A 13,983-nucleotide genomic window follows, 5' to 3' on the forward strand; every position below is an offset into this window, starting at 1 on the left:
AGGGAATCTCAAGGTGCGGCGAAGTGTTCAATGAGGGAGTCGTCGCCTAGAATACGGTCGATCTCGGCAGCGGCATGATAGGCGTCGAGGAGTGCCCGCACATATTGGGATTTGGCTTGTAAATAGGTGCGTTGCGCGTCCAACACGTCAAGAAAGCCAAACTTGCCGAATTCGAAGCCTTTGGTGGCAGCGTCATAGGCCGTTTGCGCGCCCGGCAAAATCTCTTGGCGCAAGGCTTCTGCCTCCTGGCGTGCGTTCGCGTAGCGTTCGTAGGCTTGCGCGGTATCGGTATCCACCCTTAGCCTGGATGCGGATAGTTCGTCGCGCGCCTTGTCGGTACGCCGCAAGGCTTCGAACAAGTTGCCCTGGTTGCGGTCAAATAGCGGCAGCGGAACCGATACCCCTAGTACCGCCTGATTCCGCCCCAAATCTTCCGCCCGCTTGACGCCGACGCTGAGCGTCAGGTCGGGAGTGCGCTTACTCTGTTCCACCTGGACCAGCGCGATGCGCCGCTCGACCTCTATCTGGGCCCGCATCAATGCGGGGGCCTGGCCGGCGCGAGCCTGCAGTTCCGTGAGGGCTGGCAATAAGGGGAGTGCCTCAAATTGACTTTCTGCACGATCAAACCTGGGCGATGGATTGCCCCAGAGAGTGGTGAGGCGCTTGCGTGCCGTCGTCAATTCACCGTTGGCTTGATTCAATTCCAACCGCACAGTGGCTTCTGCCACCCGCGCCTTGGTTTCGTCGACCGGCGAGATCTTGCCTGCGGCGACCCGATGGGCGGCGGCCGTCGTCGCGCGCCGCGCCAGTTCGAGCGACGCCTGGCTAAGTCGCAGACGTTCCTGGGCGGCGGCGACGTCGAAAAATGCAGAAATGACGGCGGCACGGATTTCGGCGCGCTTGGCTGCCAGGTCCGCCTGTGCAGCGTCCCGGCCGCGTTCGGCCGCTGTGATCCTGGCGTTACGCTTGCCGCCCAGTTCCAGCGCCTGGTTGATCTGGAGCGTCGTAGTGCGCGTATCCTTGCGCAGGTCTTCAACTTGGAGCGACAAGTCTGGATTGGGGCTGGCACCGGCTTGCATGACTTGTCCATCCGCTGCCCCGATCTCTTGCCTGGCTGCCGACAAGTCGGGATTTGCCTGTAATGCAAGCCTCAGTGCCGCCGTCAGAGTCAGTGGTGCCGCCGGTTCAATGACATTAGGGGCAAGTTCTTGGGGGGCGGCCGCAAACGATGCTGCCCGGGCATAGGGTAATGAAACGAAGATGACGGTGGCCGCGGCTAAGACGCGACAGGCAGCCGGCACCAATGGACGCAGCGACCCCAATAGAGGTCGGGCGTCCCGAAAAAATGCTAGGGACATGGGTATTCTCTGTCGAAATTCAAAATGACGTGACAATACGAGCGCAATGCGCCCAAATCACGGGAAAATTTGAAACTAGGACAAAGAAAGGGACGGAGGACGTTCGGCGGGGATCGCAGTTACGGACACAAAGGATGGCTCCTCTGCGAAATAGGCGGTGCGCTCGCTGGCAACAGCGACGACTAAATTATGCCGGGGCATGTCGACAAAATTCGTCAACGATTGGTAGATGCTGCCTGAGGAGTGGCTGACCATCGATTCTTGTTTCAATCGCGTGGATTCTGCATCTGCTTGCGCCGTGTCCAGGGTGCCCATCATGCTCTGGAGTGCCGCTTGCTCTTCCAGAATCTCATCGACAAACGGCCAATCGCCAATGCTGAGGATAAAACTCAGCAAAAGGATGTAATTGGCGATGCGGAAGATTTTCATGATTGACGGAGTATAACATGCGTAAAAAATTGATCAATTGAAAATATTCTACGCATCCGCCGATTCCGAACAGGCGACTTTTCTTGACCAGACCCATTTTACGACTGTGTCGGTCGGGAGCAACCCGTCTTCGCAGAGTTAGCCGTCTACCTTTTGGGAACGGCGGTACTGGCCGACCATCCCAGGCCGACGAGGGCAACCGCGCAAAAAGCAGCGCCTGCATAAAACGTGAACGACGCCCCAAGCCTATCCCATAACAGGCCGGCCAACACGCTCGCCAGCAACATGGCTAGGCCACTGACCAGGTTAAAGAATCCATACGCGGTACCGCGTAAGTCGGCCGGAGCCGTATCGGCAACCATAGTCGCCAATAAGCCTTGTGTCATACCCATGTGGACGCCCCACAGTGCGACGCCGGCCAACAGAACTCCCCAGTGATCATTGGCTGCCAAGACCAGATCGGCTGCAATCAGGACAACCAGGCCGAGCGCCAGCAGCCTGGTATGGCTCATCCGGTCGGAGAGCTTGCCGAACGGGTACGCCGATACCGCGTAGACCAGATTCATTGCCACCATCACCAGCGGCACCAAGGCAACGGGGATGCCAGCTTGTTGCGCGCGCAGCACCAGGAATGCTTCGCTGAACCGGGCCAGCGTGAACACGGCGCCGACGCCGACTACCCGCCAATATGGTGCCCCGAGCCTCGCCAGGTTCCTGCGATGTATCGGATTGGTCCGCTTGTGATCCTGACGAGGCTGTGGTTCACGCACGCCGAACCACAGCAGCGCGACCGCCATCAGACCGGGAATCACGGCGACCCAAAACACTGCACGGAAATCGTTGGCCCATAACAGCATCAAACCGACCGCGAGCAACGGCCCAAGGAAGGCGCCGACGGTATCAATCGACTGGCGCAAGCCAAACGCGGCGCCACGCAAATGCGCGGGTGCGATGTCCGCGACCAGCGCATCCCTTGGTGCCCCGCGTATGCCTTTGCCGACTCGGTCCAGCAGGCGCGCGGTCAACACGATGCCGGTCGTGGACGCTATGGCAAACAGCGGTTTGGTAAGAGCACCCATCGCGTAGCCGAATATGGCCAAGCCTTTGCGCTTGCCGAGATAGTCGCTGAGTGAGCCGGAGAATACTTTGACGATCAAGGCCGTGGATTCAGCCAATCCTTCCACCAGGCCCACTGCCAGAGCGCTGGCCCCCAGAGCCGTGACCATGAATAAGGGTAGCAGGCTGTGAATCATTTCCGAGGAAATGTCCATCAGCATGCTGACAAAGCCGAGTACCCAGACGCCGGGGGGAATCTGACCTAATGTGGACTTCGCTGTAGTGAGTTTTCCCAACTGAATGCCTCCACGGCGTAAAGATACTGCAATTATGAACCATGACGCACATCACCCCAGCACTAAACTGCTTTTCCTGGAGCGATGGCCTGACGAAGAGTGCACTAAATGACCTTGAACTGAAATTGTGTGACGTTGTGCTGGGCAAATTAAAGTCGGTTGCATAGACGTAGTGAAGACCCCTAAAATTGGGTCTAGCCAGCCCCGGACCCGAAACAATAGACATGATCTACCAACTAGATAAAATTTTTTTGGAAAACAGGTTTCAGCAAGACTTGAACGACGTGGCCACGGAGTTAGTCGGCCTATTTTCTCTGCGGCACGCCAGGGAGGTGGCCCATCTGGACAATCCACTCCTTCGATGGCTCGATTTCCGGTTAAGGTACGTTGACCCCATCCCGAGAAAGGTAGTGTATTCGGATAAATTTCCCAAGCGCCTGCCGGTAAGCGCCAGGAAGGCGCTCAAGAATTTGGAAAGATTGATTTGTCAAGGCAAGGACATCAACTGCTACCAGGGCAAAGGTTTGATCAAACATCACGATGTCAGCGGCGCAAAGCGTCAATTCAGGACTGATTTTCTGTGGGCCGACTGGAATATTTTGCACTTTCACCTCAGCGACGAGCCGATCCCTCGGGGGGAGTTTTTCTCTCAACCAGCCGACTGGATTCTTTTTTGCATAGTAGGAGGCGATGCCGTCGCCTTCGTCGATGTGTTACCGCACCCCAAAGGAGACGGCTTTGCCGATCCAGACTTACTGCACACCGTCGCCCGGAGTTGGCCAAGGTATTTTGATCAGTTCCGCGTGAAAGGGATTCATGCGGACACGCCTCTATCTGCCCAGCGAATTCATCAAGCCCGTAAAGGCGGGGTGGCGCAATTTTTCTCGATTGGAAAATCTGCCTATATAGGACCTGGCATGGGCATCACATCCGCCTCGACCGCACTAAAGACAACGCTTGCACTCGATCGTGCGCGCGACCATGTTCGCTCATTGGCGGAATTGGTGTGCCTGGAAGGTAGTCAATTTCAATCTGAAACGCTGGCCTCCAGTGTGCAGAACCCAGAATTTTCTCTCTGCATGACGATACAGGGGCTTGCTGTTTTTGAGGCGGTTTCCAGTCGGGCTTTCCTGCTGCCAACATCAAGGCCAGAGATACCGCTGAGTTTTCTGACTGAGCTGAGAGAGTTACTGATGCCCGACTGGGTACTTCACTTTATCAAGACGATAGAGCCCTTAAAAGTCGCAACATCAGTCTTTCAGGCGCCAGCCTGAGTGGCCGTGCTTCATTCCCGCTGAAGAAAAAGGCGGGTACGCCTGATAAAGGTGTTCCTGAGGTGCATCTTGGCTTCCATTCTGCTGATCATCGTAGCGGGCTCACTGCCGTACCGCCCCCCAAATTGCATGGCTGGGAGTAGCTCGATCTGAGTTTAGTTGCTCAGCATCACCTTGGGATCATTTCTTTATTGACAGGAAACTTATCTTTGGTGCAATGTTCTTGTCTAGCAAAATTCAACACATTGCCGATAAAGGGGAAATGTAGTGAGCAGCTTGCATGAAACGGCCTATCCGCGTCTTAATGCTGAGATTACAGAGCGGGAGCTGTTAACGTTATTTACGCCCACACCGGCAGAGATTGCCTTTGTCTCTGAACGGTACCGTCAGGCGCCAACCCGCGCGATGCTGTTGATTCTCTTAAAACTGCTGCAGCGCCTCGGAAACTTTATTCCCGCGACCGAGATACCTGCGCCAATTATTGAGCATGTTTGCAATCACCTAGGCGTCCGTCCGATCTTGAAACGCGCCGTTGTCAAATACGAGCAATCAGGCAGTAAATGGCTGCATCAGAAATTCCTGCGAACCTACGTCGATATCCGGCAGTTTGAAGTGACCGACCACGAGTGGATGGATGGCATCGCTCTACAGGCCGCGCATACCAAGCAAGAATTATCCGATATTATCAATGTGATGATCGAAGAGTTGGCGCACCATCGCTTTGAACTGCCCAGCTTCGCGTTTCTACTGCGCGTTGCCACCCGGATGCGCAAAACCTACAACGACCAGGTATACAAGCGCCTAGCTGGCGAACTCTCCGAGGAACAACGCTTCCGGATTGACGAGTTGCTTTCCCATAGAGGGGCTCGTACTCGGTGGGATCGATTAAAGCGCGAACCAAAACAACCCGGTGTGCGAGAGATCGCAAGCTTCCTGCAGCATATCCAGGACCTAACGATGTTGGGCGAGGGCCTTCCAGCCGGCGACTTCCTATCAGTCCCGAAACGCACGCAGTTGGTTACCGAGGCCAGAGCACTGGATATTTCTGAAATGCTCGAACTCAAGCCTGCCAAACGCTATTCGCTCACGGTATTGCTCATCCAAGCCCAGTTGCAAAAGGCGATGGATGATATCGCCGAAATATTCGTCAAGGCGGTGCGCAACATGCATCACGTCGCAGAAGATAGGCTACGTGAGTACCGGCTGCAGCACGCCGAACAAACAGAACGCCTCATCAGCCAGTTTCGAGATGTGCTGACTGCGTTGCAAAATGAGGCGCCTGACAAGGAGCGCCTGGCACTAATAGAGCAAGTGCTGGATGGCGATCCCGAGCCCTGGATTATTCGTTGCGACGAACACATGGCCTATGCAGGCAATAACTATTATCCCTTCATATTGCAGCCATATCGCGCTAAGCGGGCGCTGTTATTTCAATGCCTGGATGTATTGGCCTTGAAGTCTAGCTCACAAGACGAATCGCTGTTGCGGGCATTGCAATGGATGCGCCAGTTCCGGTCAAGCCATCGTGAATATGTCTTGGTGAACGCCGACGAGTTGGACATCGCATCGCTGGACTGGATTTCGGAGAAGTGGCAACGCCTGATTGTTGGCAAAGAACAGCCGTCAGGTGCTGACAAGATCATTCATCGGAAATATTTCGAGCTCTGTGTGTTTTCTCAGATTATGCAAGAGCTTAAGTCCGGCGACGTGTATGTTGAGCACAGTGACCAATATGACGACTATCGCGTACACCTTATTAGTTGGGAGGAGTGCCGCAAGGAGATCATGAACTATGGCAAGTTAGTGGACCTGCCGATGGACTCAGAAAAATTCGTCGATAAATTACGTGACGACTTGAGCGAGATTGCCCGCCAGGTAGATGAGCGCTTCCCAGACAATGAGCACGTGGATTTTTCTGAGTCTGGCTTGATCATCCGCCGCACCGAGCGTCAGCAACCGCCTCCAAACCTGGAAGTCATTGACCAGGCCATTACTGAGCATATGGAGCCGGCGAGTATCCTGGATATTTTGACCGAGACCGAACAATGGCTGGATCTGCATAGCATTTTTGGCCCGCTGTCCGGGTTCGAGTCAAAGATTGACGATCCACGTAAGCGCTTCATCTCAACACTTTTCTGTTACGGCTGCAACCTGGGGCCCACGCAAACCGCCCGTTCCTTGAAGGGCTTGAGCCGAAAACAGGTCGCGTGGCTAAATTTGCGCCATGTGACGGAGGAGCGGCTGGAGAAGGCTTTGGTGAAAGTCATCAACTCTTACAATCGTTTCGCCTTGCCGCGCTACTGGGGCACTGGAAAGAGTGTATCGGCTGACGGCACCAAATGGAACGTGTACGAGCAAAACTTGCTGTCGGAATATCATATCCGCTATGGCGGGTATGGTGGCATTGGTTACTACCATGTGTCCGACATGTACATTGCTCTGTTCAGTCACTTCATTCCGTGTGGTGTCTACGAAGCAGTGCATATCTTGGACGGCCTGATCAAGAACGAATCCGATGTCCAACCTGATACAGTCCACGGCGATACGCAGGCGCAAAGTGCTCCGGTATTCGGCTTGGCCTATCTGCTAGGAATCAACCTGATGCCACGGATCCGGAATATTAAGGAACTTACGTTCTTCCGGCCGGACAAACAAGAGCAGTATCCCCACATTAACGGTCTGTTCCGCGGTAATATCGATTGGGAACTGATCGAATTGCATTATCCTGACATGCTGCGTGTCGCTATCTCGATCAAGGCCGGCAAAATCACACCTTCCATGATATTGAGGCGACTTGGTACCTATAGCCGCAAGAACAAATTGTATTTCGCCTTTCGTGAGCTTGGGCGCGTCATCAGAACGCAGTTTTTGCTCAAGTACATCAACGACGTAGAACTCAGGCGCACTATCCATGCAGCTACCAATAAGAGCGAGGAGTTCAATAATTTTACGAAATGGCTATTCTTTGGCGGCGATGGCATTATCGCGGAAAATATCCGCCATGAGCAGCGCAAGGTGATCAAATACAATCATCTGGTCGCCAATATGGTGATCCTCAATAATGTGCAATGGATGTCCCGCAAATTGAAGGACATGCAATCCAAAGGCTATCCAGTCGACGAGGACGTACTGAAGGGATTGTCGCCTTACCGTTTCAGCCATATCAATCGATACGGGGATTACACGCTTGATCTGAATAAAAAAGGTGCGCCGATCGATTACAAAATAGACTTTAGGCGGCACTAGCCAGCGCGGGCGGTAGTCTGCAGCGCGAATCAAGAAAAGGGAAAAAAGTGGACGAATGGAAAGATGAAGACCGTTTAAAAATGTACGTCGCCATCGCCGAAACTTCGCGCAAATGGGTCTCCGTCATGGATACAAAGGCTGGATTCCTGTCGGCGTTGAATGCGGCTTTGCTGGCGTTTATCTGGACTGGCGCACGCTTGCTAGAGTGTGGTCCGTGGTCGAAAGGGTTCGCCTTGACTGCTTCGTCACTGGCCATCTTATCCTTGCTCTTTTCCTTATTAACGGTTATCCCGCGCGGGTCGCTTGCCCAGATTTTTGGTGCTGAGTCCCGCTACATCAACGATTTCAAACCGATTTCGTTTTACGGTTACGTGGCAGAATATTATCCTAAGGGCCACGAAAACAAATTTATTGAGGACGTCCTGGCACTTAGCCCCACAAAACTGTGCCACGAGGTGCTGGAGCAGCACTACACTATCAGCCACGGGTTGAAAATTAAATCTAACTGGGTGGAGCGTGCAGGGTGGCTTTTGGTCGGCGGTTTAGCGCTGACCGCACTGGCGCTGCTGGCTAAATTTGCTGATTTCTGATCCGAACTTTTAAGGAGTTCCCTTGGCGTTACGAGACGATTTACACGCACAAGTCGCCAAAATCTTTCGCGAGGTCTGGACTACGCGCGATGGCCAAGTGGTTCCGGCCAATGCAGATGTTGGCCTCGGCAACGACGCCGTCAAGCTCAATGCAACCGTTCTCTATGCCGACTTGGCCGATTCTACGTTGCTTGTAGACAGACATATACCCGCATTTGCGGCCGAGGTTTATAAGACTTTTCTACACTGTGCGGCAAAAATCATCGTCAATGAGGGTGGTGAAATCACAGCGTATGACGGCGATCGCGTCATGGCTGTTTTTCTCGGGCATGGGAAGAATGTTGCGGCCATACGAGCTGCGATGCAAATCAACTTTGTGGTCAAAAATGTGATTGCCCCAACGATGGCGGTGCAATACAACACTACCAATTACACGTTGAAACACGTGATCGGGGTCGATACCAGCGACTTATTCGTGGCGCGCACCGGCGTGCGCGGGGCCAACGATCTGGTCTGGGTTGGGCGAGCTGCAAATCACGCTGCAAAGTTAGCAGCACTTCCGGACACCTATCAGACTTACGTTACAAAAGCCGTATTTGACCAAGTCCCAGATTTTTTTAAATATTCTGAGGTAGGGGCTGCTATCTGGGAACCAGCGACATGGAACACATTCGATAACAGTATCGTCTATCGGACCACATGGGGCCAGATAGTCTTGTAGCAGGGTAGCTGGGAGCGTAGTTGCCGCCTCAAAAAATAGAAATTCCCGAATTAAATCATATAGTTAAACCAGTTTCTGCGGAATTTTAAGGAATCCCGGCCGACCCTCTATTTGCTGTCGCAATTGCTTGATCTAGCCAGCGATCTACTGAACCAAGCTGCTCGAGCTGAAATGGTTTCGCCTGTTTTTCTTGCGCAGGATGTTCCCGCTGTATGCCTCGGATGACTTTTTTAACGAGAGGCGTCTTGGTCGGATCAGGGAATCCCTGATCGATATGCCATTGTGCGAGAGCTGCAAGACGTTGACGCAACGTGTTGATTGCCAGCTTTTCAGCGTGGTCAACGAGGTACTGAGCGATATTTTCGCTGGTGGCCGGCAAGAACCCACCCCATTCAATTTCGTAGTGCCGGACGGCGGACTGGTATGCCACGCGGGTATTGTCACGCGTTCCAGCATGGATGTAGTGATTGATTTTGCTCATGCTATGGCATACCAAGATTTTTACATCATTGAGTGAGTTGGGGTTGTATCAAATATTCTGCTAATTTTATCGGATTTTTAGTACTAATACTGGATAACCTTATCTTATCCTGCATTTAAATACTTTCTGTTTTTCCTTGAATATTGGTTAAAATTAGTATGTAATTACGTGGTATGTAATACATTATGATATTAGATGGGGTGATCATGGCCAGAGCAGGATTGTATAAGTCTGAAGTCGAAAAAGCACGTAACTCCCTCTTGGCACAAGGGCGCCATCCTTCAGTCGATGCAGTGAGAGTTGCGCTGGGCAACACCGGCTCCAAGACCACTATTCACAAGTATTTGAAGGAGCTGGAAGAGGAAAACGGCACCAACATTAATCGCAAAATCGCGATCAGTGAAGCATTGCAGGATCTGGTAACGCGCCTCGCCAGTCAGTTGGAGACAGAGGCAAGCAACCGCATCGCTGAGTTGGAATCTCGCCATAGCGAGAGCAATCACCGACATGAGGCTGAAATTGCAGCCCTAGCAGAAAAAAACGTGGGCACCCAAGAGAAACTGGATCTCGCGATAGCGTCTATCAAGGAAGAAATGCAATCCCACGAGCAGACAAAGGAGGCTATGCAGCGCGAATCTATCGCCAGGCACACGTTGGCGCAGCAAGTGGCGGATCTCAAAGAACGTCTGGCGGAGAACGAGGTACACAGACAATCGCTGGAGGAAAAACACAATCACGCAAGGGATGCCCTGGAACATTACAGATCATCAATCAAAGAGCAGCGCGAACAAGATATCCGGCGCCATGATCAAGAAGTTCAGCAACTCCAAGCTGAACTTCGTCAGTTGAAGCAAAGTCTGGTACTGAAGCAACAAGAAGTGACGCAACTCAATCAGGATGGAGTAAGGCTGGTTGCAGAGTTGTCGCAAGCTCAGAAGTCGCTATATGAAGAGAAAAATCATCATCGCAGATTGGATGCGGAGCTCGAAACGCAACGTGCTATAGCGCAGCGCGTAATTCAACTGGAGGCTTTGCTAGGCAAGAAGAACGCTCAGATCGCTGATGCTGCTGATCAAAGCAAGGAAATGTCTAGCCGGCTTAACAGCCTGCAGCTTGAGCTGGCCGCAACCCGTGCAAAGCTCGATGCTCAGCAAGTGATGATGGCTGAGCTGAAAACGTATTTGGATGCGAGAGAAATGCCAAGCAACGATAATATTGACTAATAGTTAATGCTGACATCGTATGCCTTGATAGCCAGATCACGTAGATGTCCATGCTATGCTTAGCGTCACCATAGAAGTACATTTACCAATAAATCAAATAGTTACATCAGTATTTCTTGCTGTTTTGTTTCCTCAGCGCTGATCGAGAAGAGAGAGGCAAGACTGCTAAATTGGCTTGGCAAGTTGCGGGTAAAGGGGGTGGCGAATCGAATTCGATGGAATGGCTTTTGAACCACGATAAATCAATAACATCAATTACTTTGATAACTTTTTGGCGAAAATTTCCTGAATGATAGCATTATGGGGGACAGCAAAGCTGTGTCTTGCGGAGAAAGCATTTCCCCTAATGGCTGCTGAACGATTGGTAGCAAGAGATGCTGAGCGTGAGGTGGAAGGCTGGTTCCGGAGGATTGGGCGAATGCTTTAATCTGCAACAGGCCAAGTTTCAACAACGTTGTACACAACAATGCCAAGCGCTTAGCTAACTTTTGGCGAAAAAACGTGATCCTAGCCCCCCCTTGAGCACAAGCGCCCATTCGAGGGGATGGGTAGAATAGCCTATAAGGAAAATTCAGTTTTATTGCTTGTCGGCGCTATGACAATCCAATTACCAGACAAAAAACAATAAATACCAGCATGCCCACACCGCAAGCAAAGGCATGCAATACAGTGCGCAGGCGGCAAGACTCGCCAGACGATGCACCTGCTGGCGCCACAGCAAACGCCAGCCGAGCCAGCCCGACCAGCCCAGCGCAATGCTCAGCAAGAAGGTTCTGACCGGCCCCAACCAATCCAGCGTCACCCCCTCGGCGCGCAAATGGGTCGTGGTCATCATGCTTAAGCCCAAAAATACGCCCAATCCCGCCAACGGTATCAGCGCCATCGTCAAATGACGCCAGTCGATATCGCCGGCCAGTCGCGCTGCACCGCGCATGCAGACCAGCGTTAAACTGCCCAGAATCAGCGCCATCGTACCGATATACGCGAGAATGCACAAACCGTCCAACCAGGTAAACACGTCAGCGGCGGCCGGGTAATGCGTCAGCAGCCACCACGGCGCGTTGTCTTGCAATAAGACGAAACTGTCATGCGCAATCAGCCAGTCTGCCGCCAACGCCTTGAGCGCGACGAACCACGGGCTGGCCGACCACTGGAACGCCGCCATGGCAACACCCAACATGCCGTAAATTAATAGGATTGCATCCGGTGTCGAGGCATCGCGCGGCGTTGCCGCCAGAATTTCCTGATTCGGCCAGCGCGCCTCAAGTGCGATGGCATCGCGATGTCCGCTGCAGCGTCCGCATGAATGACATTTGGAAGCGCTACTCATGTGCCGCATGTCGATCAACGGCGCGCAGTTGACGCGCGCTGCGTGCCCGGAAAATTCCCGCCATGCGCTTTCATCGACCGCGAAATGCAGCGGCGCCACTTTGGCCAGCAAGCCGAATACACCGCTAACCGGGCACAGGTAACGGCACCAGACGCGCTTGTTCTTACCGTACACATATCCAACGATGATCGCCGCCACGGTCGAACCGCCCAATATCAGCAAGGCAGCTTGCGGGTATTCATACACGCTGACCAGTTGCCCATACACGGTCGTGAGGATAAATGCCACGGTCGGCCAGCCGCTCCAGCGCAGCCAGCGCGGAATCGCCTTACCCAGACCATGTTTGCTGGCCAGCTCACTCAACGCACCTTCAGGACACAGCACACCGCACCAGACCCGGCCGAGTAAAAACACGCTGAGAATGACGAATGGCCACCAGATTCCCCAAAACAGAAATTGCGCGAACAGGGTCAGGTTATTCAGAACACTTGCGCCCTGCGGTGGTAGCGGTAAAAATACCGGCAACACTACCAACGCCAGATAAAACAACACCACCATCCATTGCAGCGCCCGGATCAGGCGCGCATGGCGGCGCATCGCATCACCGAGCCGCTGCAGCAGGTGCGTCTTCCTGGGCGGTGCGACGCGCACGACTTGAATCGGGATCATCGACCGCTCCCGTTAGAGTGATCGCGCAAACGCCACCAGGACGCGCTCCAGAACGCCAGGTAGACCATCAGTAGCAACACGCTCGGTTGCGCGCGATAGCCAGCGAAATCAGCTAGCACCTTGCCGAATCGGCTGCTATCGTCGAGCAAGGCCGAGCTATCCCAGATGCTGTTACTCAACATCGGTAACCAATCGAGCCCGAGGATACGATCGACGCCATTACCGATCAACGAACAAGCAATCAATAGCAACGCCACTTCACTGCAGCGGAACAAGGTACGGTAATTCAGATAGCGCGCGCCGCGCGCCACCAACCAGGCGGTCATCGCCGCAGCGCCGATGCCTGTTACAGCCGACCAGGCCAGTTCGAGCAGCGCCCCGCCCTGCCGCTCCATACCCATGCCGTATAGGAACACCACAGTTTCCGCACCTTCGCGCCCGACCGCCAGCGCGGCGATCAGCGCCAAACCGTATTGACCGCTGCCTTCAGCCGCACGCGCTGCGCCGGCTTCCAGGTTCTGTTTCATGTGGCGACCGTGCTTGCGCATCCACACCAGCATTTCGAGAATCAGCACGGCGGCAATCAATACCATACACAATTGAAAAATTTCCAGCGCATTCCCTTCAAGCAGGTTTTGCGCGCCAAAGGTCAGCATAGCCATCGCACCAGCCAGCAACACGCCACCGAGAACACCCAGCCACAGTGTGCGTTGCAAGCCGCTCCGGTCGCTCTGGCGCGCAATCCAGGCCGACAGCACACCGATCACCAGCATCGCCTCCAGGCTTTCGCGCCAGACGATAAAAATTGCATTGATCATTTCAAAACTCTCTCTTGCTCAAAACACCTATAAACGAATACAAAGGAATACAAACACAAAAATGTAGAGACGCTTTCGGCAACTAGATCCGCTACGGCATGCGTCTCTGCGCCATTGCGGCACAATCCGGTTTTTCAAAACTCATCCCACTACTTTGCAACGATCAGGCATTGCGCTGTCTCAGGGTGAAATTCATCGACGAAACGATAGGTGCCGGGTTTCAGGTTATGCAACACGACGAAGGACGTCGCCCCCGGCCCCAGCACTTTTTCGACACGCATCTCGAGATTTTCAAACTCTTCCGGCCCCGGTCCTTCATTTTTCAGCACCAGCTTGATCTTGCGCCCGGCCGGCACCACTATCCGTTCTGGAATCAACTTGCCATTTTTTGCCGTGATCTGAAAAGTCAGCAGTTCCTCGGCCAGCGCGGGCGCGATGCAAGAAAATACCAGCGCGGCGCCGAGGATGAATTTTTTAAGCGACATAGACATC

12 protein-coding genes are annotated in these 13,983 nt (G+C 53.5%); 5 read left to right on the plus strand and 7 right to left on the minus strand.

The window, feature by feature from the left end; all coding sequences use genetic code 11:
- Positions 1–8 precede the first annotated feature (8 nt).
- From KDM87_RS06065 to KDM87_RS06075, 3 genes are all read right to left on the minus strand, one after another.
- The gene (locus KDM87_RS06065; protein ID WP_212678237.1) at positions 9–1,358 is read right to left on the minus strand and encodes a TolC family protein; all 1,350 of its coding nucleotides are present in this window, start codon (positions 1,356–1,358) and stop codon (positions 9–11) included.
- Between the two features lie 75 nt (positions 1,359–1,433).
- Positions 1,434–1,787, minus strand: a complete 354-nt coding sequence (locus KDM87_RS06070) for a hypothetical protein (RefSeq protein WP_212678238.1) — start codon at positions 1,785–1,787, stop codon at positions 1,434–1,436.
- A 146-nt stretch (positions 1,788–1,933) separates the two neighbouring features.
- Complete coding sequence (locus KDM87_RS06075; protein WP_212678239.1) at positions 1,934–3,064, minus strand: MFS transporter; 1,131 nt, start codon at positions 3,062–3,064, stop codon at positions 1,934–1,936.
- Between the two features lie 299 nt (positions 3,065–3,363).
- Here KDM87_RS06075 and KDM87_RS06080 point away from each other — a divergent pair, with 299 nt between their 5' ends.
- The 4 genes from KDM87_RS06080 to KDM87_RS06095 all read left to right on the plus strand — a co-directional run bounded on the left by KDM87_RS06080 (position 3,364) and on the right by KDM87_RS06095 (position 8,970).
- Positions 3,364–4,413, plus strand: coding sequence for a hypothetical protein (locus KDM87_RS06080; RefSeq protein WP_212678240.1), 1,050 nt, complete (start codon positions 3,364–3,366; stop codon positions 4,411–4,413).
- A gap of 267 nt (positions 4,414–4,680) precedes the next feature.
- Positions 4,681–7,659 (plus strand): Tn3 family transposase, encoded by a 2,979-nt coding sequence (locus KDM87_RS06085; protein WP_186861720.1) that lies wholly within the window; start codon positions 4,681–4,683, stop codon positions 7,657–7,659.
- Between the two features lie 47 nt (positions 7,660–7,706).
- Positions 7,707–8,249 (plus strand): hypothetical protein, encoded by a 543-nt coding sequence (locus KDM87_RS06090; protein WP_186861721.1) that lies wholly within the window; start codon positions 7,707–7,709, stop codon positions 8,247–8,249.
- 22 nt (positions 8,250–8,271) lie between these two features.
- On the plus strand, positions 8,272–8,970 hold the full coding sequence (locus KDM87_RS06095) for an adenylate/guanylate cyclase domain-containing protein (RefSeq protein WP_212678241.1): 699 nt from the start codon (positions 8,272–8,274) through the stop codon (positions 8,968–8,970).
- A gap of 85 nt (positions 8,971–9,055) precedes the next feature.
- Here KDM87_RS06095 and KDM87_RS06100 read toward each other — a convergent pair whose 3' ends face one another.
- Positions 9,056–9,451, minus strand: a complete 396-nt coding sequence (locus KDM87_RS06100; protein ID WP_212678242.1) for a hypothetical protein — start codon at positions 9,449–9,451, stop codon at positions 9,056–9,058.
- Between the two features lie 206 nt (positions 9,452–9,657).
- On the opposite strand from KDM87_RS06100, the gene KDM87_RS06105 reads away from it, so the two are divergent.
- Positions 9,658–10,674 (plus strand): DNA-binding protein, encoded by a 1,017-nt coding sequence (locus KDM87_RS06105; protein WP_212678243.1) that lies wholly within the window; start codon positions 9,658–9,660, stop codon positions 10,672–10,674.
- Positions 10,675–11,281: 607 nt separating this feature from the next.
- On the opposite strand, the gene KDM87_RS06110 is transcribed toward KDM87_RS06105, so the two are convergent.
- The 3 genes from KDM87_RS06110 to KDM87_RS06120 all read right to left on the minus strand — a co-directional run bounded on the left by KDM87_RS06110 (position 11,282) and on the right by KDM87_RS06120 (position 13,976).
- Positions 11,282–12,673 (minus strand): 4Fe-4S binding protein, encoded by a 1,392-nt coding sequence (locus tag KDM87_RS06110; protein WP_212678244.1) that lies wholly within the window; start codon positions 12,671–12,673, stop codon positions 11,282–11,284.
- Complete coding sequence (locus tag KDM87_RS06115; protein WP_212678245.1) at positions 12,670–13,491, minus strand: FTR1 family iron permease; 822 nt, start codon at positions 13,489–13,491, stop codon at positions 12,670–12,672. The genes KDM87_RS06110 and KDM87_RS06115 overlap by 4 nt, the downstream gene beginning before the upstream one ends.
- A 149-nt stretch (positions 13,492–13,640) precedes the next feature.
- Positions 13,641–13,976, minus strand: coding sequence for a cupredoxin domain-containing protein (locus KDM87_RS06120; protein WP_212678246.1), 336 nt, complete (start codon positions 13,974–13,976; stop codon positions 13,641–13,643).
- Between the last annotated feature and the right edge of the window lie 7 nt (positions 13,977–13,983).

It is taken from the genome of Cognatundibacterium rivi (genome assembly GCF_018139565.1).
Classification (GTDB): domain Bacteria; phylum Pseudomonadota; class Gammaproteobacteria; order Burkholderiales; family Burkholderiaceae_D; genus Undibacterium; species Undibacterium rivi.

What these genes read in the sequence shown, in the direction of transcription:
- KDM87_RS06075 (WP_212678239.1), bottom strand. Translation starts at nt 3,064, where the DNA reads ATGCTGATGGACATTTCCTCGGAAATGATTCACAGCCTGCTACCCTTA.
- KDM87_RS06120 (WP_212678246.1), bottom strand. Translation starts at nt 13,976, where the DNA reads ATGTCGCTTAAAAAATTCATCCTCGGCGCCGCGCTGGTATTTTCTTGC.
- KDM87_RS06080 (WP_212678240.1), top strand. Translation starts at nt 3,364, where the DNA reads ATGATCTACCAACTAGATAAAATTTTTTTGGAAAACAGGTTTCAGCAA.
- KDM87_RS06110 (WP_212678244.1), bottom strand. Translation starts at nt 12,673, where the DNA reads ATGATCCCGATTCAAGTCGTGCGCGTCGCACCGCCCAGGAAGACGCAC.
- KDM87_RS06115 (WP_212678245.1), bottom strand. Translation starts at nt 13,491, where the DNA reads ATGATCAATGCAATTTTTATCGTCTGGCGCGAAAGCCTGGAGGCGATG.
- KDM87_RS06065 (WP_212678237.1), bottom strand. Translation starts at nt 1,358, where the DNA reads ATGTCCCTAGCATTTTTTCGGGACGCCCGACCTCTATTGGGGTCGCTG.
- KDM87_RS06100 (WP_212678242.1), bottom strand. Translation starts at nt 9,451, where the DNA reads ATGAGCAAAATCAATCACTACATCCATGCTGGAACGCGTGACAATACC.
- KDM87_RS06105 (WP_212678243.1), top strand. Translation starts at nt 9,658, where the DNA reads ATGGCCAGAGCAGGATTGTATAAGTCTGAAGTCGAAAAAGCACGTAAC.
- KDM87_RS06070 (WP_212678238.1), bottom strand. Translation starts at nt 1,787, where the DNA reads ATGAAAATCTTCCGCATCGCCAATTACATCCTTTTGCTGAGTTTTATC.